The following is a 20,912-nucleotide window of genomic DNA, read 5'->3' on the forward strand; positions in this document are numbered from 1 at the left end:
CGCGGATTTCATCTGTCTGTTACGCACCACAACAGACGATGTGGTCACAGATCAAATTCAAACGCCTGACGGCTTAGGCCGCATCCTGTTCCGTGCAATTGCGGCGCAGACGGAAGACCAGATCAACCGATGCCAGTTCGGTACCGTTTGGCATGCTCGGAATGCTGTTGATCTGTACCGAGTCTGCGGGAATGTCGGACAGAAGCCCGTCTTCCTCGCAATAGAAATGGTAATGCGGTGAGGTGTTGGTATCGAAATAGGACCGGCCCGGATCAATCACGATCTCGTTGAGCAAACCGGCATCGGTGAACTGATGCAGGGTATTGTAAACCGTTGCCAGTGATACCTTGATGCTGTTGCTCATGGCTTCGGAATGAAGCTGTTCTGCCGTGACATGCCGATGTCCGTTTTCAAACAGCAGACGCGCAAGCGCCAGTCGCTGACGGGTCGGTCGCAGATTGGCATCTTTGAGCCGGTTCAAGGCGTCGGTATATGGACGCGAAGTGGTTCTCATGTCTTTGCCCCTATCATTGGTAAAACCGGCATTGCGGTTCCGTTAAATTCCATGATCAGACTAGAGAACCCGGGCGCACGATTCTTTGATTTTGATCAACTACAATAAGATGTAGAAACCAGACCGCCCCAAATAAAAAGGGCCGGAAAACCGGCCCTTTTCGAATAAGTATGCGATTTGACTGATCAATCGCCGGTCATGATGCGATCAACCAGCTCCTTGACGGTCGGAATATTGCCATTGGCATAGAACGGATCTTCACCGAATTTGTAGGCATTGTGGCCTGCAAACATCAGTTCATTTTCGACCGATGCACCATGGGCAATGTTCTGAAGCGTCTTCTGGATGCAGAAGGAACGCGGATCGGCACGCTTGCCGGTCGTACCTTCATGCTGTTCCCAGTTGGAGAACTGGCACTGTGACAGACAACCCATGCAATCGATCTGGTCTTTCTTGATCGTCAATGCACTGTCTGGCGTCACAAACACCATGGTCTCGTCCGGGGTCGGCATGCCTTCGGTATAGCCGGCTTCAAGCCATGCACGTACCTTATCGGCATCGTCTTCACGGACATAGATCGGGCGACCACGACGTCCCAGCGGAATACCGACATGCAGGTCTGCTTCGGCCGTACGGGAATACCGTACCTGACGATCAGAACGCTGATGCAGGTCTTCAAGGAAGTCGTTGCGCACAGCCGAGCTATAGAAGCCGGTCGGGCTGAATTTATGCAGCGACACATCACCGTTCTGAAGACCGGTCAGGCGTTGTTTCCATTCAGCGGAAATCTCGCTTTCCTGGGTCAGAAGCGGACGGGTACCGAACTGGAAGGCCACCGGGGCAACTTCCGGATTGTCGATCCAGTCTTCGAAATCACGCAGGAACCAGACACCACCGGCCATGATGATCGGAACATCATTAAGGCCGACGGAATTCATGAATTCACGCAGGGCCGCAACACGCGGGAACGGATCTTCGGGCACCAGCGGGTCTTCGGAATTCGAAAGACCGTTATGGCCACCAGCGCGCCATGGATCTTCATAGACCACGCCACCAAGCCATTCCGGAATCTTTTTATAGGCACGCAGCCACAAGGCACGGAACGCCCGTGCCGATGACACGATCGGATAGTAGTGAACACCATATTGCGCGGCGATCTGGGATATCTTGTAAGGCATGCCAGCCCCACAGGTTACCCCGTGAATCAGGCCTTTGGCACCTTCAAGAACACCATGAAGGATGGGTTCAGCACCCCCCATTTCCCACAGCACGTTCATGTGCAGACGGCCTTCGCCGTTGCGCATTTCATGTGCGATCTGGGCCTGCGCAATACCGCCGCGGATACCATACGCAATCAGTTCCTGATGGCGATCACCGCGGGTTTTTCCTGCATATTCGACCGGGACCAGATTGCCGTTCTCGTCATACGAGTCGGCATTCACAGCGGAAAAAGTCCCGATACCGCCGGCAGCAGCCCATGCGCCGGAACTTTTACCCGTCGATACAGCAATGCCTTTGCCACCTTCAATAACTGGCAAGACTTCTTTACCCGACATGACGAGCGGTTTAAGGGCTTTCAAATTCGTCTCTCCCATTCGGCATTTGCCTGCGATGCCTCTGCATCGCACAGAGTGCCGGACGACGTATTGTTATTGTCGTCGTCCGGCATACCGTTTTGCTTATTCGGCTTCGCCTGCTTCGAGGTCGGCACCGGTTTCCTGATCGACGCGTTTCATCGACAGTTTGATTTTGCCACGGTCATCGAAACCGATGACCTTGACTTTAACCTGGTCGCCTTCTTTCACGATGTCCGAAACCTGTTTGACACGCTCTGGTGCCAGCTCGGAGATGTGAACAAGACCGTCGCGTGCGCCGAAGAAATTAACGAACGCACCGAAATCAACGGCCTTAACAACCTTACCATCATAGATATGATTCAATTCAGGTTCCGCAACGATGGATTTGATCCAATCCACAGCCTGCTTGCCTTTTGCACCGTCGGTATGTGCGACAGTGATCGAACCATCATCTTCAATATCGACCTTGGCACCGGTTTCTTCGCAGATTTCGCGAATGACCTTGCCGCCCGAACCGATGACGTCACGGATTTTGTCTTTCGGGATCGAGAACTGGGTGATGGTCGGCGCGTTGCCCGATACTTCACCACGTGCTTCCGGCAGAGCCTTGGCCATTTCGCCAAGGATGTGCAGACGACCGTCACGTGCCTGTTTCAGAGCGATCTGCATGATCTCCGGGGTTACCGAGGTGATCTTGATATCCATCTGAAGCGAGGTAATACCGTTTTCGGTACCGGCAACCTTGAAGTCCATGTCGCCAAGGTGATCTTCATCACCCATAATGTCGGACAGAACTGCGAAGTCTTCTTCTTCCTTGATCAGGCCCATTGCAATACCTGCAACCGGACGTGCCAGCGGAACACCGGCATCCATCATCGCAAGCGAGCTTGCGCAAACGGTTGCCATCGAAGAAGAACCGTTGGATTCGGTAACTTCGGAAACGATACGGGTGGTGTAAGGGAAGACGTCCTTACCCGGCATCAGCGGATGCAGGGCGCGCCATGCCAGTTTACCGTGACCGATTTCACGACGGCCCGGCGAACCCATACGACCAGCTTCACCAACCGAGTAGGGCGGGAAGTTGTAATGCAGCATGAAGCTTTCACGGTATTCACCGTCAAGCGCGTCAACGATCTGCTCGTCCTGACCGGTACCAAGGGTAACGACAGCCAGTGCCTGGGTTTCACCACGGGTGAACAGCGACGAACCATGCGAGCGCGGCAGAACCGAAACTTCGCCAAGGATCGGGCGAACGTCTGCGCCGGTACGGCCATCGATACGCTTGCCGGTTTTCAGGATCGCACCGCGAACGATGTCTTTTTCCAGATCCTTGATGATCGAGGAAACCTTGCCTTTGAGTTCATCAGGAACTTCATCACCAAGTTTCTCGACGATGGCAGCTTTGGCCGCCGAAACAGCAGCCGAACGTTCCTGTTTGACAACATTGGCATAAGCCGCGGTCAGGCCTTCGGTGCCAAGACCGGCGATTTTTTCGACCAGTGCTTCGTAACCTTCCGGAAGCTCTGCAACGTCACGCGGTTCTTTGGCTGCTTCTTCGGCCAGATCAATGATCAGGTCGAGAACGCCCTGGAACTGTTCGTGACCGAACTTGACAGCGCCGAGCATGATTTCTTCGGACAGTTCGGATGCTTCGGACTCAACCATCATCACGCCGTCACGGGTACCGGCAACAACAAGGTCAAGATCGCCTTCCTTGATGGCTTCGCTCGACGGGTTCAGAAGGTATTCACCATCCTTGTAACCGACGCGTGCCGCACCGATCGGACCGAGGAACGGCAGGCCGGAAATGGTCAGGGCCGCCGAGGTACCAATCATCGAAACGATGTCCGGATCATTTTCCATGTCATGCGACAGGACAGTACAAACGATCTGGGTGTCGTTACGGTATTGCGGGTGGAACAGCGGACGGATCGGACGGTCGATCAGACGCGAAACAAGGGTTTCTTTTTCCGACGGACGGCCTTCACGTTTGAAGAAACCACCCGGGATTTTGCCAGCGGCAAATGCTTTTTCCTGATAGTTGACGGTCAGCGGGAAAAAGTCGACATCCGGGCGCGGCTGCTTGGCGCCAACAGCGGTACAAAGAACGACGGTTTCACCATAGGTTACCTTGACGGCACCATCGGCCTGACGAGCAATCTTACCGGTTTCGAGAACCAGTTTGGCATTGCCCCACTGCATTTCCTTACGGACGACATTAAACATTATTTTCTCTTCCTCTTACAAACCTCTGGCGGACCCGGAATACTACACGAGTTCCGAACACATTAATTATGAGGCTTTCATAACAGCTTCATAATTAATGGGTCCGGCGCAAGCAATCGGGTCGGCCCATCCGACCCTGCTTCTCGTGTCCCGATCCACCGGAACAATAAAAAACGACGGCGGAGGTCTCCCTCCGCCGCAGTTTGAAATCAGCGGCGAATACCGAGGCGTTCGATAACGCTCTCGTAACGCGACTGGTCTTTGCGCTGCAGATACTTCAGCAGGCGGCGACGCTGACCAACCATCATGAGAAGACCACGACGGCTATGGAAGTCGTGGTTATGTTCTTTCATGTGCTCGGTGAGGTTCTTGATCCGCTCGCTCAGGATTGCAACCTGGACTTCGGGGGAACCGGTGTCACCGTCTTTCTGAGCGTATTCTTTGATCAGCTCAGCTTTGCGTTCAGCAGTAATCGACATCAGGCATCCTTTCGCCTTTAGAGATTAAAAACACGTACAGGCCGGATTTCGCCACCATTGATCTCCGCCAACGCTACTGCGCGGTCATGGAGCATGGCACAGACGATTTCGTCCTGCACGACGGGGTTTTCGAGAGCATTGCGCTTTGCCACCGGCAACAGCCCGACAGGCTGCCCGGAAGAAAGGCGTTGCGCCTCGACTTCGGTCAAGGCCAGCGCCGGGATGTCGTCCAGCGCGGTCTCAACCGGAAGCATTTTCTTCATCACCTCTTCGGGGTCCATCTCGAGCAATTCCTGCAACGGGATGGCATTTTCCTCCGAAAATGGCCCCGCCGATGTCCGGCGAAGCGCGGCGATATAGCCGACAGTACCAAGGCGCAGCGCAATATCGCGCGCCAAAGATCGCATATAGGCACCCTTGCCCGACACAACATCGAACACAGCGTGATCGCGATCCGGCATCTCGACCAGTCGAAGATCCTTGATCAGAATCGGACGTGGCTTCAACACCACATCTTCATCGCGGCGCGCAAGATCATAGGCACGTTTGCCATTGACCTTGATCGCCGAAAACTTTGGCGGCACTTGCTGGATTTCGCCAATAAACTCGCCCAGCACGGCCTTGATTTCGTCTTCAGTCGGACGATGGTCAGAGGTTTCAATAACCTCGCCTTCGGCATCGTCCGTGCTGCGTGCCTCGCCGAATTTCAGCGTCACACGATAACTTTTGCTGCCATCCATGACATAGGCAACCGTTTTGGTTGCTTCGCCAAAGGCAATTGGCAGTACGCCGGATGCCAGCGGGTCAAGCGTCCCGCCATGTCCGGCCTTGTTGGCATCAAGCAGACGACGCACCTGGTTGACCACCGTTGACGAGGTGATCTCAAGGGGCTTGTCGACCGCCAGCCAGCCATTAATGCTTATACCGCGACGGCGACGCGCCATCAGTCGTCCTCATCTTCCTGGTCACCAGACCGGTCATCCACCAGATCCTGCGCGACATGCGGGTCGCGCAGCAGGGCGCCAATATGGTCGGCGACATCAAAACTTTTGTCTTCGACAAAACGCAATGCAGGCACAAATTTCATGTGGACCGTATGGGCCACATGGTTGCGCAGGTGTCCTTTCTGACGCGTCAACGCCTTAAGCGACGTTTCGGCCTCACCGCCGCCAAGCGGGGTAAAGGATACCATAGCATTGCGCATATCCGGTGAAAGATTGACGCCGGTAATGGTTACCGGGCGACGTGTCAGATCCGGATCGTAAATATCTCCACGCTCCAACGCCTGCGACAGCGCCTGGCGGATTTCTTCCGCCACTCGGAGCTGTCGCTGACTTGGTGCCTTGGCTGGTTGCTTCGCCATTTCAGTTCCTCACCGTCTTACAGTTCGACGGCGATTTCCTCGTTTTCGAAGCACTCGATCACATCGCCAACCTGCAGATCGTTATACTTGGCGAAGGACATGCCACATTCATAGCCCTCACGGACTTCTTTGACTTCGTCCTTGAAGCGACGGAGCGTCGACAGTTCGCCAGAATGGATAACGACATCGTCGCGCAGCAGGCGGACACCCGCACCGCGTTTGACGATACCCTCGGTGACCATACAACCGGCGATCTTGTTGCCAGAAATGGTGAAGATGTCGCGGATTTGTGCGTAACCCAGGAATTTCTCGCGAACTTCCGGAGACAGCATGCCCGACAGCATCTTTTTGATGTCATCAGCAACATCATAGATGATCGAATAGTAACGAATATCAACGTTGTCGCGACGGGCCTGTTCACGGGCCTGCTGGTTCGCACGCACGTTAAAGCCGATGATCAGTGCATTGGATGCACGCGCCAGCGTCACGTCAGATTCGTTGATACCACCAACGCCGCTATGCAGAACGCGAACCGAAACTTCTTCGTTACCAAGTTTCTGCAGCGTCCCGATAAGGGCTTCGACAGAACCCTGCACGTCACCCTTGATGACGATCGGAAGTTCTTTGACCTCACCGCTCTGCGAGAACATGTTCTCGAGTGCGGATTTCTTCATCGCAGCAGCCTGGGTTTCACGGATGCGACGCTGACGGAAGTCGGCAACTTCACGGGCCTTGGCTTCGTTTTCGACAACCACGAAGTCATCACCTGCAGACGGAACACCGTTCAGACCGGTAACCTCGACCGGCATACCCGGAATGGCGTCGGAAACACGGGTACCGTGATCGTCAACCAGGGCACGGACACGACCCCACTCGGCACCGGTGACAAAGATGTCCCCCGTACGCAGCGTACCGCGCTGAACCAGAACGGTTGCAACCGGACCACGACCTTTTTCCATACGGGCTTCAACAACCACACCATCCGCAACGCGGTTCGGGTTGGCTTTGAGGTCAAGAACCTCGGCCTGCAGAAGAATGGCTTCTTCAAGTTCGGTCAGACCGGTGCGCTGCTTGGCCGAAACCTCGACAGCCTGGACGTCGCCGCCCATTTCCTCGACCACGACTTCGTGCTGAAGCAGTTCGGTTTTAACTTTCGACGGGTTGGCACCCGGTTTGTCGACCTTGTTGATCGCAACAATCATCGGAACGCCAGCAGCCTTTGCGTGGCTGATCGCTTCGATGGTCTGCGGCATAACCGAGTCATCAGCAGCAACAACCAGAACCACGATATCGGTTACCTTGGCACCGCGCGAACGCATTTCGGTAAATGCTGCGTGGCCCGGGGTATCGATGAAGGTAATCTTCGAACCGGTTGCCATGGTGACCTGATAAGCACCGATATGCTGAGTAATGCCGCCAGCTTCGCCACCGGCAACATCGGTTGCCCGAAGGGCATCCAGCAACGAGGTTTTACCATGGTCAACGTGGCCCATAACGGTCACGACCGGCGGACGACCCAGCAGCTGCTCTTCGCTGTCATCTGCAACAACCAGTGCCTCTTCAACGTCGGCATCCGAAACACGTTTGACGTTATGGCCGAATTCCTCGACCACAAGCTGTGCGGTATCGGGATCAAGGCTCTGGTTGATGGTCGCCATAACGCCCATGCTCATCAGGGTCTTGATCACGTCTGCAGCGCGTTCAGCCATACGGTTGGCCAGCTCCTGAACGGTAATAACGTCCGGAATGATAACGTCACGTACGATTTTCTCTTTCGGCTTCTGCGGGCCCATTGCACGGGCCTTGGCTTTGGCCTGCTGGCGCTTGATCGATGCCATGGAACGACGACGGCCACCTTCATCACCGGTCATTGCATTGGCGATCGACAGCTTGCCACGGCGGCGACCATCGTCGGTCTTGGCACGTGCAGCACCTTTTGCTTCTTCTTCGGCGCGCTTGCGGGCTGCCTTGCGGGCATCTTCCTCGTCCTGCTCCTTGCGGCTTTTCGGCTTCGCAGTTGCAGGCGCAGAACGACGACGTTCCTCGGGAACCAGCGGCTCTGCCGGCTCACCCATGATCACTTCTTCTTCCTTGGCTTTGGGAGTCGCAGCCGGTTTCGGCTTGGAGGTTTTGCCTTTTGCCGTCGATGCAGCAAGCTGCTTTTCAACGTCTTCGACAGAAACTTCAGCCTTGTCCTTGGACTGCTCTTCCTCGACCGGCGCAGCTTCGGCAGCTTTTGCTTCCTCGGCCTTGCGGGCTTCTTCCTCTGCAGCCTTGCGGGCAGCTTCTTCGCGCGCACGGATTTCGGCGTCAGCTTCTTCCTGCTTGCGGCGCTCTTCAGCGGCCTTCAAAGCAGCCATACGGGCAGCACGTTCGCTATCGGTCAGGTTGCCATGATCTTCGACAACCGGGCGCGATTTCGGCTCTTCTACCGGTTCCTTTTTGGCTTCCGGTGCCGGGGTTTCAGCCGGGGCCTGCTCTGCAACGATATCCTTTTTCACTTCACGGAAGCGGCCGGATTCGTTCTTTTCGAATGTACGCTTCTTACGCACTTCGACGGTCACAGATTTGGACCGTCCATGCGAGAAGTTTTGACGAACCTGCCCTGCCTCGACCGTCTTGCTCAATTCAAGCTTCGATCTGTTGAGGCTCAGCGGTTTCTTCTCCTGATCGCGATCACTCATAATCCGTCCAACTTCCTCATTTCCTGCGGGATCGACTTCCAATGCCGATCCTGTCCTGTCCGTCCGGCGCATATCTGATGTCAGACTGCGCGAAATCCTTCTAGCCGCTTCAGCGAGCGACCCAGCCGTTTGGCCAGACCACCTGGTGCAACAGCCACATGTACTGCTTTTTCACGGCCAAAAGCCGCGCCGATTTCAGCAGCATCCAGAACGGAATAAATCGGCAGATCCCGGGCCTTGGCCTCGATCTTGGATTTTCCGTCCGCAGCACCATCGCGTGCTGCCAATATCAGAGCCGCTCCCTCAGCTATCTGGGCGCGGGCCTTTTCAAATCCGGCGACAGCCTGACCGGCGCGGCGCGCAAGCGACAGCAGATCGAGGCATTTCTGCGTCAGCAGCTGCTCGATCCGGTCTGCAAGCGCGGCGTCGACCACGACTTTTTGCCGTGCTGCCCGGGCAAAAGCGTTTTTTGCACAGGCGGTATTTACCACATCCCGCGACGGGCACAACCATAATCCCCGTCCCGGTAGCCGTTCCTCAAGGTCGGGAACAACCGAACCATCCGGCCCGATCACAACCCTGAGAAGATCTTCCTTGTCCCGGACTTCGCCGGTGACAATGCACCGGCGTTCCGGAACCTCGGCTACCTTGCCGCCTTTACGATGCGACATGGTGTCCTCCGATCGGCCTTAAGCCTCTTCGCCTTCGACCGCGTCTTCGGAAGTTTCGTCAGTCTCGTCTTCAAGACCTTCGAACCAGCCAAGCTTGCGACGGGCTTCCATGATCAGGTCGTTTGCCTGATCCATGGTCATGTTGTCGGCATCGCCGATATATTCGATCAGCTCGTCACTGGCCAGATCAGCGAAATCTTCAAGGGTTTTGACGTCGTTTTCGCCAAGGCGAACAACAACCGCCAGCGACAGGCCATTGAATTCGACCAGATCATCGGCAACCTTGAGCTCTTCACGACGCTTCTGCAGACGCTCGGCTTCTTCAGAAAGGAAGGTCCGTGCACGGTTGCGCAGCTCTTCGGCGATTTCTTCTTCGAAACCTTCGATCTCTGCCAGTTCGGCCAGCGGCACGTAACCGACTTCCTCGATCGAGGTAAAGCCTTCGGCGACCAGGAGATGGGCGATAACTTCATCAACATCAAGTGCCTTGATGAACATTTCCGCACGCTTGCGCGCTTCTTCCTGACGACGTTCGCTTTCGTCTTCCTCGGTCAGAATGTCGATATCCCAACCGGTCAGCTGGGATGCCAGACGCACGTTCTGACCACGACGGCCAATTGCGAGGCTCAGCTGATCGTCCGGAACGACGACTTCGATACGGTTGGTTTCTTCATCAAGAACAACCTTGGTGACTTCGGCCGGAGCCAAGGCGTTCACAACGAAGGTTGCCGGGTCTTCCGACCACTGGATGATGTCGATTTTTTCGCCCTGCAGCTCGGCAACCACGGCCTGAACACGCGAACCGCGCATACCAACACAGGCACCGACCGGATCGATCGAGCTGTCAGAAGACAGAACCGAAATCTTGGCGCGCGAACCCGGATCACGGGCAACCGATTTGATTTCGATGATGCCGTCATAGATTTCCGGAACTTCCTGGGCAAACAGTTTTGCCATGAAGGTCGGATGGGTACGCGACAGGAAAATCTGCGGACCACGCTGTTCGCGGCGCACATCAAGGATCAGTGCACGTACGCGATCGCCCTGACGGACGGTTTCACGCGGGATCAGTTCTTCGCGGCGCAGGATTGCCTCGGCGCGACCGATATCAACAAGGACGTTGCCAAACTCGACACGCTTGACGACACCGTTGATAACCTCATCGGTGCGGTCTTTATATTCTTCGAACTGACGTTCGCGTTCTGCGTCGCGAACTTTCTGAACGATAACCTGTTTTGCGGTCTGGGCAGCGATACGGCCAAAGTCAATCGGCGGCAGCGGATCAATCAGGAATTCACCCAGATTGATATTCTCGTCGCGAATACGCGCCTGTTCGAGTGACATCTGGGTAAAATCGTTCTCGATATCATCGGTTACCTCGATGAAACGTGCGAGTTTGATTTCGCCGGTTTTGCGGTCGATATGGGCACGAATATCGTGCTCATGGCCATATCTGGAACGGCCAGCCTTCTGGATGGCCTGTTCCATTGCACCAAGAACCTCGTCACGATCAATGCCCTTTTCACGGGCAACGGCATCAGCGACCTGCAAAAGTTCCGGCCGCGGCATTCCCGAAGTTGCTTCCATATCCAACCTCTATTCTGCGTTGTCGTCAGCACGGCGTTCGCCGGTGACATGCGCGATCAATTCATCCGTCAGAACCAATTTCGCCTTTGCGATATCAGCCAACGGCAACAAGACACGTTCACCATCGACAATCATGGCAACCGCATTATCTTCAATTCCATCCAGCAGACCGCTGAAACGGCGACGACCATTGATGGCCATCACCAGTTCGACCTTTGCCTCGAACCCTTTCCACACTTCGAAATGCGGAGCACGGGTTAGCGGGCGGTCGATCCCCGGAGAACTGACTTCAAGGTGATAGGCACCCGAAATCGGATCTTCGACATCCATAAGAGCAGAAACCGTACGGCTGATCTGGGCGCAATCTTCAACATTGATGCTGCCTTTCGCGTCCGGGCGATCTGCCATGATTTGCAGGATATTGTGGTCCTGTCCCGTCATGGAAACACGGACCAGTTCAAATCCGAGCGCATTAATCGACGGCTCGATAATTGCCGTGATTTTCGCCATCAACGGATCTTTTAACTGTTGTCCAATCAGCTCAGCCATATAGCGATGCCATACCCCAAAAAGCACAAAAGAGCGGGCGCGAGGCCCACTCTTTGTCAGAATTTACAAAAAGCTTGGCCGCTTTATACAGCCGGTTTGCGCAGAAATCAAGTGAGGATACAGGGCCCCCACGCCATTCAACCCAAGGATTCAGCGCGACACAGCCAGCCAAGCACATCACCGATCTATAGCGTGACAAATCCTGATGGTTTTCGTGCCGGACCGCTTCAGGATGTAAACCTGATCACATCGGGCAAACTATTGGATTATCGGCACGAATTGCAGTCGGGCCGAAGGATACCGTTCAAATCGAGCCATGCGGCGCCCAAGACCCGGCCATCACAGCCAATCTTCATGAAACAGTAAAGGGCCGGACTTCGTCAGTGACCCAGCCATGTCATGGTCGCACAGCTGCCCCGAGAAGGGCTTGCGTGTGACAGACAGGGGACTTTCTGACTCTATTACCGCCGACTCCCCGGTTCAACACAATCCGCGGGAAAAGCTGGCACAATCAGGCAGCGCGCGGCTTACGGCGGAAGCGAAGATAGTTACACTTCTTACCCTGACGCAGCGCCTTTTGTTCATAACGGGTTTTGACCCAGTCATGGGGCGGCGTGCGCCAGTCATCGGGCCCTTCGGCCAGCCATTCAAAGTCCGGGTGGTTGTGCATATGCTGCAAGGTCCAGGAGATATACTGCATATCATCACTGGCAACCCGGAACTCGGCACCATCTTTGAGAAGGCGGGCAAGCAGGGCGAGGTTCCTGGGGCCGATGAAGCGTCGTTCGGCATGGCGTTTCTTGGGCCAGGGGTCCGGAAACAGAAGAAACGCACGGTCAAAGCAGGCATCAACAAGCTTATAGAGCAACGGGCGCGAATCATCCGCAACCACACGCACATTGGTCAGGTTGCGTTCGTCAATGTGGCGCAACAGGCTGCCAACACCATCCATGAACGGTTCAGCCCCGATGATACCGACATCCGGATTGGCCTGTGCCTGACCGGCAAGATGTTCGCCCCCGCCAAAGCCGATCTCAAGCCACAACTGATCAGGTGTGCTGTCAAAATAGCTTTTGGGATCAACACCGTCCTGTTCGGGATAACGGATGCCGATCTTTGGCAACAGGGTATCGACCAGCGCCTTGCGGGAATCCTTTAACGGGCGGCTTCCACGGCGGCCATAGAAGTTCGGACGATCAGGGGTCGGAATCGGACGTTCTTTGTTGCGCATGGTCGTATCAGTTGATCAATCAGGGTCGGGACAAAACTCAGTCAATGTGATCATTGGGCCAAACGGGCCAGATCACAAATCAAAACGGGCGACCCGAATATTCCGGGCCGCCCGCCTCATATCACGTCGTGCGAATTTGGCAAATCGCACTTTTGCAATGCTGGTGCCTGTGGATCAGGCGCCGAATGCCGATTTCAGTTCCCCGACCAGATCGGTGCGCTCCCAGGAGAAGCCACCATCTGCAGTCGGCTGACGGCCAAAGTGACCATAAGCAGAAGACGGGGTGTAAATCGGACGGCAAAGCGAAAGATGCTCGCGAATACCGCGCGGGCTGAGATCCATCAGCTGACGCAGGGTATCGCCAAGCTTCAGCTCGTCAACATTACCGGTATTGTGGTTGTTGACATAAAGCGCCAGCGGCTTGGAAACGCCAATCGCGTAAGCCAGCTGAATGGTGCAACGTTCTGCAAGACCGGCAGCAACCACGTTTTTCGCAAGATAACGCGCAGCATAGGCAGCCGAACGGTCAACCTTGGTCGGGTCTTTACCAGAGAATGCGCCGCCACCATGCGGTGCAGCACCACCATAGGTATCAACAATAATCTTGCGGCCGGTCAGGCCGGCATCGCCATCCGGACCACCAATCACAAAGCGACCGGTCGGGTTGATGTAGATTTCTTCATCAGACGGCATCCAGCCAGACGGCAGGGCAGCTTCGATATAGGGCAGAACCAGCGCACGGACATCAGCCTGCGACAGACCATCGGCATGCTGGGTCGAAACCACAACCGAGGTTGCGCCAACCGGCTTGCCATCGACATAGCGAAGGGTCACCTGGCTTTTGGCATCCGGACCGAACTGCGGTGCTTTGCCCGAATGACGGTCTTCGGCCATGGCACGCAGAATACGGTGCGAGAACTGGATCGGTGCCGGCATCAATTCGTCGGTTTCGTTACATGCGTAACCGAACATGATGCCCTGGTCACCTGCGCCAAGGTCTTTCTCGCCTGCGGAATCAACGCCCTGTGCGATATCAGCAGATTGCTCATGCACATGGCATTCGATTTCGGCGGTCTTCCAGTGGAAGCCTTCCTGCTCGTAACCGATCGCACGGATGGCTTCACGTGCTTTTTCGATCATGACCTCTTTGGTCACGCTCTCAGGGCCGCGAACCTCACCTGCGAGAACCACACGGTTGGTGGTTGCAAGGGTTTCAACAGCAACGCGCGAATCTTCGTCCGCAGCAAGGAATGCATCAACGATGGAATCGGAAATGCGGTCACAGACTTTGTCCGGATGACCTTCCGAAACGGATTCACTGGTAAAAAGATATTCGGAAAGAGACATTAAGACCTTCTCCGGTAATGGGTTTCCAAAACTGGACCGGAGGGCTCTCAACACCGGATCGGTATCGATAGCGCCCACTTAGCCTTTTTTTGTGTGGTGGCAAGCGGTCCAAATCCGTCCACATATTCGGTACAGTTTTACAACTGCATGACGCTTTTGCCTGATCAGTTTTCGCAGGTCAAGCATCATTGACGCAAAAGAGTAACCGGCAAATTGCATAGCACCGGCATTCTCTTGCGCCAAAAGCAAAGGCGCATCCCGTTATCTTGCGAGATGCGCCTGATATTAACAGTATGAAGGCGCGCGATTATTTCTGATCAGCGTCGCCAGCCTGCAAAGCCCCCATGGATTTGACCAGCTCAAAGATTTTCTTGCGCTGGTTGGGGTCAGTAATCCGGTAATAGGCGCGCACCAGTTCAAGGGTCTCGCGGCGGTTCATCGGATCATTGTCAAACGGATCCGGGCTTTCGGACATCTCGCGGCGTTCATGGACCGATTTCGACGATACTTCTTCGGGCATATCATCAAAGAAGAACGATACCGGGACTTCCAGAACACGGGACAAGTCATAAAGGCGCGATGCACCGACACGGTTTGCACCGCGTTCATATTTCTGGACTTGCTGGAATGTCAGGCCGATGGCCTCACCCAGCTTTTCCTGGCTCATGCCAAGCAGGGTCCGGCGCAGGCGAACGCGCGCGCCAACGTGAATATCTACAGGATTTGGTTTGCCACTTGCGGTCCGGCCACGGCCACGACCACGGGTGTTTTTCACCATCGCGCTTTCATCCTTGGGCGACATAAGGTTGTTCCTTCTCTCACTCCGACCTACCCGTCCTTATTTAGATGGGACAATCTCTGGACGGTTCGGTGCTTTTAACAGCCGCCTAAAGGGATTTTGATCGTCGAGTATATCCCATAACGAGAACGGCGAAGAAGGTAACAATACCGTAAAATAGAATATCGCGCCACAAATAATATACTGTAGTATGGTTTTTATCACTCAAAAGGGGGTGAACCAAGATATTACTTGCACTTAAGGGGAGGGAGGCCAGTTTACGTCCGTAGGCATCGAAGAAAACAGATACTCCCGTATAGGCGGCCCGCACCAAAGGAAGCCCTTCCTCCACAGCCCGAAAACGTGCCGCCGCCATATGCTGATATGGACCCGCACTATCGCCAAACCAACCATCATTGGTGACATTTAACAGCCATTCAGGCCGATTTTCCGGATCGGCAACCGCTCCGGGGAAGATGACTTCATAGCAAATCAGCGGCGAGAAACTTGGCATTCCGGCCACCGACAATGTCTGCGGCCCGGGTCCGGCCGAGAAATCCGTCCGCCCGGCTGTCAGTTTCGGAAATGGCAGGATCGAGCGGAACGGAACATATTCCCCGAATGGCACCAGATGAAATTTGTCAAAGCTTGCAATGATATTGCTGCTGGCATCAATCACCTGAACGGAATTCCAGACCTTGTATTCGTCGGTGTCGCGCGGATAGGTCCTTGGCGCCCCGGTAATCAGGATGTCGTTCGGCCCCAGGGTCTCGGCCATTTGCTGGCGTGCGATGGTCTGGGTCTCGACAAAGAATGTCGCTGCTGTTTCAGGCCAGATCACAATACGTTTTTGCGTCGGGCTCATGCCCGCAGGACGCTGCGACATTTCCACCAGCCTAGTGAAATGCTGGCGCTGCAATTCAGGACGCCATTTGTCGCGTTGGGGAATATTGGGTTGAACGATCTGCACCACCGGAACATCTGCAGGCAGTTCTGAAAGCGGCATATCAGAGCGATCTGGCCCGGAAAGCGACAAACGAACAGCACCGCCACCCCACAAAAGCACTGCGATCAAGACACCACCAAGAGCGGCCAGCTTGCCGGGCTTTGCCCCAATGACAGCGGCAGGAAGCGTTGCAAACAGCGCAGTCACAAAGGACAGGCCATAGACCCCGACGACGGACGCAAATTGCATCGGAGCCGCATCAACGGCCCAGATATGGCCCAGAAGGTTCCAAGGAAACCCGGTCAGAATATGCCCGCGCGCATATTCCGCCACCGACCAGAAGACGGCAAGCAACACCGCGCGCCGGATCAGGCCATCGGTCAGGCGCCATGTTGCCCAGACGGCAAGCATCGGGAAAATTGCCAACCCTCCGCCCAGTCCCAAAAGCGCAAAGGGGATCATCCAGCCATAGATTTCCGGCTGCACCAGAAAGGCATGACTGACCCAGTAGAAACCGGCAGCAAAATGCCCGGTTCCAAACCACCATCCCGCCGAAAGTGCGCCCTTGTTGCAACGGACTCCCTCAAGGCTCCAGAGCAAAATCGCAAAGGCAACCGGCAAAACGGGGATTAAAAAGAAAGGCGGCAGCGCCAAAACCGCAACCGCCCCGGAGAACAACCAGACAAAACGCCTGCGCCAGCCTGACAGCCCCGCCAGACGTGTCGCCATCGTTTTAATCATCCGTCTTTTCCTGATTTTTGGTTTCTTCTGATGGCGTCGGCGCATCCCGGCGCACCATATGGATGCGCAATCTGCGAATGCGGCGTGGATCAGCATCAAGAACTTCGAACTGAATGCCGCTGGGATGTTCAATCAGCTCGCCGCGTGCCGGAACCCGTCCTGCAAGCGAGAAGACAAGACCGCCAAGGGTATCGATATCCTCGTCCTCATCTTCATCAAGCAAGCTAAAGGACAGTTTTTCTTCAAGGTCCTCGACCTCAAAACGGGCATCGGCAATATAGCAGCCATCCGAAAGCCGGATCAGTTTCGGCGTCTGGTCGATGTCATGTTCGTCATCAATCTCGCCAACGATTTCCTCGACCAGATCCTCGATCGTGATCAGACCGTCAATACCGCCAAACTCGTCGACCACCAGCGCCATATGCGTGCGCGACAACCGCATTTCCGACAAAAGATCAAGAACCCGGATCGCAGGCGATACAAACAGAACGCGCCGCAACAGGGCCTGAAGACTGAATTCGCGATCTGCGGCCACACAGCCCAGAACATCCTTGATGTGCACCATGCCGGCAATGTCATCAAGCGTATCGCCATAAACCGGCAGCCGCGAATGCGCCTTTTTGACCATGACCTCGACCAGAGCTTCAAGCTCGATGGTTTTGGGCACCGCCACGATGTCGGCACGCGGGATCATAACGTCTTCTGCCGTCATGTCGCGTAGCGCAATGATGTTCTCAAAAAGCGAACGTTCGTGCAGCGAAACCGGTTCGTCGTCTTCCTCGGTCCGCTCGGCAAGTTCTTCGAGCGTATCGGAAAGCGAGGCCTCGCCATTGCGCGACTTTCCGCGCTTGAACCCCAGGGCCGAGGCCACATTATCCCATAAGGAGCCGGTTTCTGACTCCTGAATTGCTTCCTCGCCTGTGCGAGGGCGCATACTGTCGTGGTCGTCGTCGCGTTGACTTATGTCGTTCATGGGTCGGTTTCGACATCCTTTAATTCAAACAAGCCTTTCGGCTAAACCGGCGCATCTTCAATCGGCTCATAGGGATCATCAATCCCGAGGCCAGCAAGAATTTGGCGTTCAAGTTCTTCCATCTCTTCGGCTTCATCATCAACCATATGATCGTAGCCGACAAGATGCAGCGTGCCATGAACGGCAAGATGAACAAGATGATTTTTCAGTGATTTGTCCTGTTCGACAGCCTCGCGCGCGCAGGTTTCACGCGCAATCACAATATCGCCAAGCATCAGCGGCATGTCCGGAGCCATCATGAAGGCATCGGCATCATCTGCACTTTCAAGGGCCGCAAAGGACAAAACATTGGTTGGGTTGTCCTTGTCGCGGTAATCGCGATTAAGGATCCGGACCGATGCATCATCAGACAAACGCACACCAATCTCGATCACCGGGGCAACCGATAAAAGCGACGCACCGTCGCCTTCATCCTCTGTACCATCAGTCGGAACGCCGTCATCATCCCAAAGCGCGCCGTCGGCAAGCGCACCGTCAAGGGCCGCAACAATCGCAGCTTCAATCGCCGCGATTTCGTCCTGCTGCCAGTCGCCGGCCTCGACCTCAAGATCCAGATCAAGCGGTGCCGTCATTGTCCGCATCCTTGTTCGCGGTATCCTTTTCGCCGCGATAACCCTTTTTCAGGCGATCACGCAACGCATCGGCCGCGTCATAGGCCTGAACGATCTTGGTCACCAGATGGTGGCGCACAACGTCGCGCTGATCAAACTTGATCGTCGCCACGCCCTTGACATCACCAATGGTTTCAAGCGCATCACGCAGACCCGATTTGGTACCATCGGGCAAATCGATCTGGGTCAAATCGCCGGTCACCACCATGCGCGATCCTTCGCCCAAACGGGTCAGGAACATTTTCATCTGCATCGGGGTGGTGTTCTGGGCTTCGTCCAGAATGACAAAGGCATGTGAAAGCGTACGCCCACGCATGAAGGCAAGCGGAGCCACTTCGATCTCGCCACTTTCCATGCGTTTGATCACGACATCACCCGGAAGCGTGTCATGGAGCGCATCATAAAGCGGGCGCAAATATGGGTCGACCTTGTCTTTTAGATCACCGGGCAAAAAGCCAAGCCGCTCGCCAGCTTCAACAGCCGGGCGCGACAAGATGATACGATCCACCTGACCCAGGATAAAGGCCTGTACTGCCATGGCGACCGCAATATAGGTCTTGCCCGTACCGGCCGGACCAATGCCAAAGATCAGTTCGTTATCAAGGATCGCCTCGACATAATCCTTCTGACGTTTGGAGCGCGGCGAAATCCGGCGCTTTTTGGTCTGAATGGTCAGGCGCGACCCGCCAAACATATCCTTGGTCTGGCCGTTCCACGGATCGGTGTCATCCGGTTCGGACAGACGAATGGCCCCGTCCACTGTTTCGACATCGATTTGATCGATTTCCTTGTCGCGCAAGCGCGCATAAAGCTGCGATAGAACTTTTTTGGCCTGTGCAACCTTGGCCGGTTCACCGGTCAGCATGACAACAAGACCGCGGCTTGATACCTGAACGCCGGTGCGCTCGGACAGACGCGTCAGATTTTCCGCCTGTGGCCCGTATAGAAGCTGGGCCAGGGCGTTGTCCTGAAACTCGATCTGATCGGAATCCTTGGGGGCGTGTTTTACTTTGGCCGCTGGTTTGTTTGTCGGTTTGTTCTTAGTCGGGGTGCCGCTCACGCAACGTTCCTTTCCGATTTCTGGCCGTTATTGGTGGCATCGACCAGTTCGCCGCCAAGGGAATTAGGCAGCGCTTCCGTGATTTTCAACCTTACGATCTGACCCAATGCGGTTTCCGGCAGTCCGGAAACATGAACCGGCTGCATATAGGGGCTTTTGCCAACCAGCTGCCCTTCATATTTACCGCGGCGCTCCAGCAGGACATCCATCTCCCTGCCGACAGAGTTGCGGTTAAATTCAAGCTGTTGCTCGGCCAGAAGCGCCTGAAGACGCATGATCCGTTCGGTTTTGACTTTTTCAGGCACCTGCAGCTCCATCGCCGAGGCCGGGGTACCCGGACGCGGACTGTATTTAAAGCTGAAAGCCTGAATGAAGGTGATATCGCGCACGATATCCATGGTGTCTTCGAAATCCTTGTCGGATTCACCGGGGAAGCCAACGATAAAGTCCGATGACAAGGCCAGATCCGGGCAAGCATCCTTAAGACGCTTTGCAATATCGCGATAATCGGCATTATCATGCTTGCGGTTCATCGCCTGCAAAACACGGTCCGATCCGGCCTGAACCGGCAGATGCAGGAACGGCATCAGTTTTTTCAGATCACGGTGTGCGGCAATCAGATCATCATCCACGTCGCGCGGGTGCGAGGTCGTATAACGAATGCGATCAAGCCCGTCGATCTCGGCCAGTTCGCGGAGCAAACGACCCAGCGACCATTCCCCACCATTGGAGGCTTCACCGTGATAGGCATTCACATTCTGCCCCAAAAGGGTCAGTTCCCGCGTGCCATGCGCGACAAGCTGTCTGGCTTCACCGATAACATCCATCGCCGGACGCGAATATTCCGCCCCGCGCGTATAGGGCACGACACAGAAAGTGCAGAATTTATCGCAACCTTCCTGAATGGCCAGAAACGCTGAATAGCCCTGGTTTGAAACCTGTGCGGGCAGATGATCGAATTTTTCCTCGGCCGGGAAATCGGTATCGATGATGCGATTGCGTCCAATCGCACGGTTGGCGCGCGCAACCATTTCCGGCAGGCGGTGATAGGTCTGCGGGCCGAACACCATGTCGACCATCGGTTCGCGCCGCATCAGTTCGGCCCCTTCGGCCTGTGCGACACAGCCGGCGACGGCGACGATCATCTTGTCACCGCCATTGGCCTCTTTGGCTTCCTTGTGCTTGCGCACACGCCCGAGGTCGGAAAACACCTTTTCGGCCGCTTTTTCGCGAATGTGACAGGTATTGAGGATTACCATATCTGCGCCCTCGGCGCTGTCGACCGACTGGTATCCCAGCGGCGCCAAGACGTCCTGCATGCGCTGGCTGTCATAGACATTCATCTGGCAGCCATAGGTTTTTACAAAAAGTTTCTTCGGTTCAGTCACGTAAGATCCGTTTCGCTCTCTCAAAACGCCGAAAAGCGGTGTGAATAAGTCACACCGCGCTTGAGTTCCGCATAGTCGCAAGGCCGGAACTTTCGGACATCTCGTTATCTGAATTTCCGGTCAGGTG

The 20,912-nt window shown here is 55.3% G+C and carries 18 protein-coding genes; all 18 read right to left on the bottom strand.

Annotated features, from left to right (window positions below; translation table 11 throughout):
- Nucleotides 1-73 precede the first annotated feature (73 nt).
- Nucleotides 74-514 (bottom strand): iron response transcriptional regulator IrrA, encoded by a 441-nt coding sequence (gene irrA, locus WA318_RS01280; protein ID WP_114096297.1) that lies wholly within the window; start codon nucleotides 512-514, stop codon nucleotides 74-76.
- 185 nt (nucleotides 515-699) lie between these two features.
- Entirely contained in the window at nucleotides 700-2,094 is a 1,395-nt protein-coding gene (locus WA318_RS01285; protein WP_114096842.1) for an NAD(P)H-dependent flavin oxidoreductase, read from the bottom strand.
- Between the two features lie 99 nt (nucleotides 2,095-2,193).
- Nucleotides 2,194-4,317 (bottom strand): polyribonucleotide nucleotidyltransferase, encoded by a 2,124-nt coding sequence (gene pnp, locus WA318_RS01290; RefSeq protein ID WP_336079617.1) that lies wholly within the window; start codon nucleotides 4,315-4,317, stop codon nucleotides 2,194-2,196.
- Between the two features lie 209 nt (nucleotides 4,318-4,526).
- A complete protein-coding gene (gene rpsO, locus WA318_RS01295) occupies nucleotides 4,527-4,796 on the bottom strand; it encodes a 30S ribosomal protein S15 (RefSeq protein ID WP_101246771.1) in 270 nt (89 codons plus the stop codon).
- 17 nt (nucleotides 4,797-4,813) lie between these two features.
- Complete coding sequence (gene truB, locus WA318_RS01300; RefSeq protein WP_114096299.1) at nucleotides 4,814-5,740, bottom strand: tRNA pseudouridine(55) synthase TruB; 927 nt, start codon at nucleotides 5,738-5,740, stop codon at nucleotides 4,814-4,816.
- Nucleotides 5,740-6,159, bottom strand: coding sequence for a 30S ribosome-binding factor RbfA (gene rbfA / locus WA318_RS01305; protein ID WP_114096300.1), 420 nt, complete (start codon nucleotides 6,157-6,159; stop codon nucleotides 5,740-5,742). The genes truB and rbfA overlap by 1 nt, the downstream gene beginning before the upstream one ends.
- A gap of 17 nt (nucleotides 6,160-6,176) precedes the next feature.
- On the bottom strand, nucleotides 6,177-8,843 hold the full coding sequence (gene infB / locus WA318_RS01310; protein ID WP_114096843.1) for a translation initiation factor IF-2: 2,667 nt from the start codon (nucleotides 8,841-8,843) through the stop codon (nucleotides 6,177-6,179).
- Nucleotides 8,844-8,923: 80 nt separating this feature from the next.
- Nucleotides 8,924-9,514 carry an RNA-binding protein gene (locus tag WA318_RS01315; protein WP_114096301.1) on the bottom strand — a complete coding sequence of 197 codons (591 nt, stop codon included), beginning with the start codon at nucleotides 9,512-9,514 and terminating at the stop codon, nucleotides 8,924-8,926.
- 18 nt (nucleotides 9,515-9,532) lie between these two features.
- Complete coding sequence (gene nusA, locus WA318_RS01320) at nucleotides 9,533-11,101, bottom strand: transcription termination factor NusA (RefSeq protein ID WP_114096302.1); 1,569 nt, start codon at nucleotides 11,099-11,101, stop codon at nucleotides 9,533-9,535.
- A gap of 9 nt (nucleotides 11,102-11,110) precedes the next feature.
- Nucleotides 11,111-11,611, bottom strand: a complete 501-nt coding sequence (rimP, locus tag WA318_RS01325) for a ribosome maturation factor RimP (RefSeq protein ID WP_114096844.1) — start codon at nucleotides 11,609-11,611, stop codon at nucleotides 11,111-11,113.
- Nucleotides 11,612-12,161: 550 nt separating this feature from the next.
- Nucleotides 12,162-12,881 carry a tRNA (guanine(46)-N(7))-methyltransferase TrmB gene (trmB, locus tag WA318_RS01330; protein ID WP_336079620.1) on the bottom strand — a complete coding sequence of 240 codons (720 nt, stop codon included), beginning with the start codon at nucleotides 12,879-12,881 and terminating at the stop codon, nucleotides 12,162-12,164.
- A 174-nt stretch (nucleotides 12,882-13,055) separates the two neighbouring features.
- Nucleotides 13,056-14,228, bottom strand: coding sequence for a methionine adenosyltransferase (gene metK / locus WA318_RS01335; RefSeq protein ID WP_336079621.1), 1,173 nt, complete (start codon nucleotides 14,226-14,228; stop codon nucleotides 13,056-13,058).
- Between the two features lie 307 nt (nucleotides 14,229-14,535).
- The gene (locus WA318_RS01340) at nucleotides 14,536-15,006 is read right to left on the bottom strand and encodes a helix-turn-helix domain-containing protein (protein ID WP_336080434.1); all 471 of its coding nucleotides are present in this window, start codon (nucleotides 15,004-15,006) and stop codon (nucleotides 14,536-14,538) included.
- A 109-nt stretch (nucleotides 15,007-15,115) separates the two neighbouring features.
- Nucleotides 15,116-16,693, bottom strand: coding sequence for an apolipoprotein N-acyltransferase (gene lnt, locus WA318_RS01345; protein WP_336079622.1), 1,578 nt, complete (start codon nucleotides 16,691-16,693; stop codon nucleotides 15,116-15,118).
- Nucleotides 16,686-17,627, bottom strand: coding sequence for a hemolysin family protein (locus WA318_RS01350; RefSeq protein ID WP_114096846.1), 942 nt, complete (start codon nucleotides 17,625-17,627; stop codon nucleotides 16,686-16,688). The genes lnt and WA318_RS01350 overlap by 8 nt, the downstream gene beginning before the upstream one ends.
- An 80-nt stretch (nucleotides 17,628-17,707) precedes the next feature.
- Nucleotides 17,708-18,298: an rRNA maturation RNase YbeY gene (gene ybeY, locus WA318_RS01355; RefSeq protein WP_336079623.1), complete on the bottom strand. Its 591-nt coding sequence runs from the start codon at nucleotides 18,296-18,298 to the stop codon at nucleotides 17,708-17,710.
- Nucleotides 18,282-19,397: a PhoH family protein gene (locus WA318_RS01360; RefSeq protein WP_336079624.1), complete on the bottom strand. Its 1,116-nt coding sequence runs from the start codon at nucleotides 19,395-19,397 to the stop codon at nucleotides 18,282-18,284. Before WA318_RS01360 ends, ybeY begins: the two co-directional genes overlap by 17 nt.
- Nucleotides 19,394-20,785 carry a tRNA (N6-isopentenyl adenosine(37)-C2)-methylthiotransferase MiaB gene (gene miaB, locus WA318_RS01365; RefSeq protein ID WP_336079625.1) on the bottom strand — a complete coding sequence of 464 codons (1,392 nt, stop codon included), beginning with the start codon at nucleotides 20,783-20,785 and terminating at the stop codon, nucleotides 19,394-19,396. The genes WA318_RS01360 and miaB overlap by 4 nt, the downstream gene beginning before the upstream one ends.
- Between the last annotated feature and the right edge of the window lie 127 nt (nucleotides 20,786-20,912).

This window comes from Thalassospira sp. CH_XMU1448-2, assembly GCF_037027285.1.
In the GTDB taxonomy this organism is placed as follows: domain Bacteria; phylum Pseudomonadota; class Alphaproteobacteria; order Rhodospirillales; family Thalassospiraceae; genus Thalassospira; species Thalassospira profundimaris_C.

Coding starts and splice junctions, on each gene's coding strand:
- irrA (WP_114096297.1), bottom strand. CDS start 514: ATGAGAACCACTTCGCGTCCATATACCGACGCCTTGAACCGGCTCAAA.
- ybeY (WP_336079623.1), bottom strand. CDS start 18,298: ATGACGGCACCGCTTGATCTGGATCTTGAGGTCGAGGCCGGCGACTGG.
- metK (WP_336079621.1), bottom strand. CDS start 14,228: ATGTCTCTTTCCGAATATCTTTTTACCAGTGAATCCGTTTCGGAAGGT.
- infB (WP_114096843.1), bottom strand. CDS start 8,843: ATGAGTGATCGCGATCAGGAGAAGAAACCGCTGAGCCTCAACAGATCG.
- lnt (WP_336079622.1), bottom strand. CDS start 16,693: ATGATTAAAACGATGGCGACACGTCTGGCGGGGCTGTCAGGCTGGCGC.
- nusA (WP_114096302.1), bottom strand. CDS start 11,101: ATGGAAGCAACTTCGGGAATGCCGCGGCCGGAACTTTTGCAGGTCGCT.
- trmB (WP_336079620.1), bottom strand. CDS start 12,881: ATGCGCAACAAAGAACGTCCGATTCCGACCCCTGATCGTCCGAACTTC.
- WA318_RS01315 (WP_114096301.1), bottom strand. CDS start 9,514: ATGTCGCATCGTAAAGGCGGCAAGGTAGCCGAGGTTCCGGAACGCCGG.
- rimP (WP_114096844.1), bottom strand. CDS start 11,611: ATGGCGAAAATCACGGCAATTATCGAGCCGTCGATTAATGCGCTCGGA.
- truB (WP_114096299.1), bottom strand. CDS start 5,740: ATGGCGCGTCGCCGTCGCGGTATAAGCATTAATGGCTGGCTGGCGGTC.
- WA318_RS01350 (WP_114096846.1), bottom strand. CDS start 17,627: ATGCGCCCTCGCACAGGCGAGGAAGCAATTCAGGAGTCAGAAACCGGC.
- pnp (WP_336079617.1), bottom strand. CDS start 4,317: ATGTTTAATGTCGTCCGTAAGGAAATGCAGTGGGGCAATGCCAAACTG.
- rpsO (WP_101246771.1), bottom strand. CDS start 4,796: ATGTCGATTACTGCTGAACGCAAAGCTGAGCTGATCAAAGAATACGCT.
- WA318_RS01340 (WP_336080434.1), bottom strand. CDS start 15,006: ATGGTGAAAAACACCCGTGGTCGTGGCCGTGGCCGGACCGCAAGTGGC.
- rbfA (WP_114096300.1), bottom strand. CDS start 6,159: ATGGCGAAGCAACCAGCCAAGGCACCAAGTCAGCGACAGCTCCGAGTG.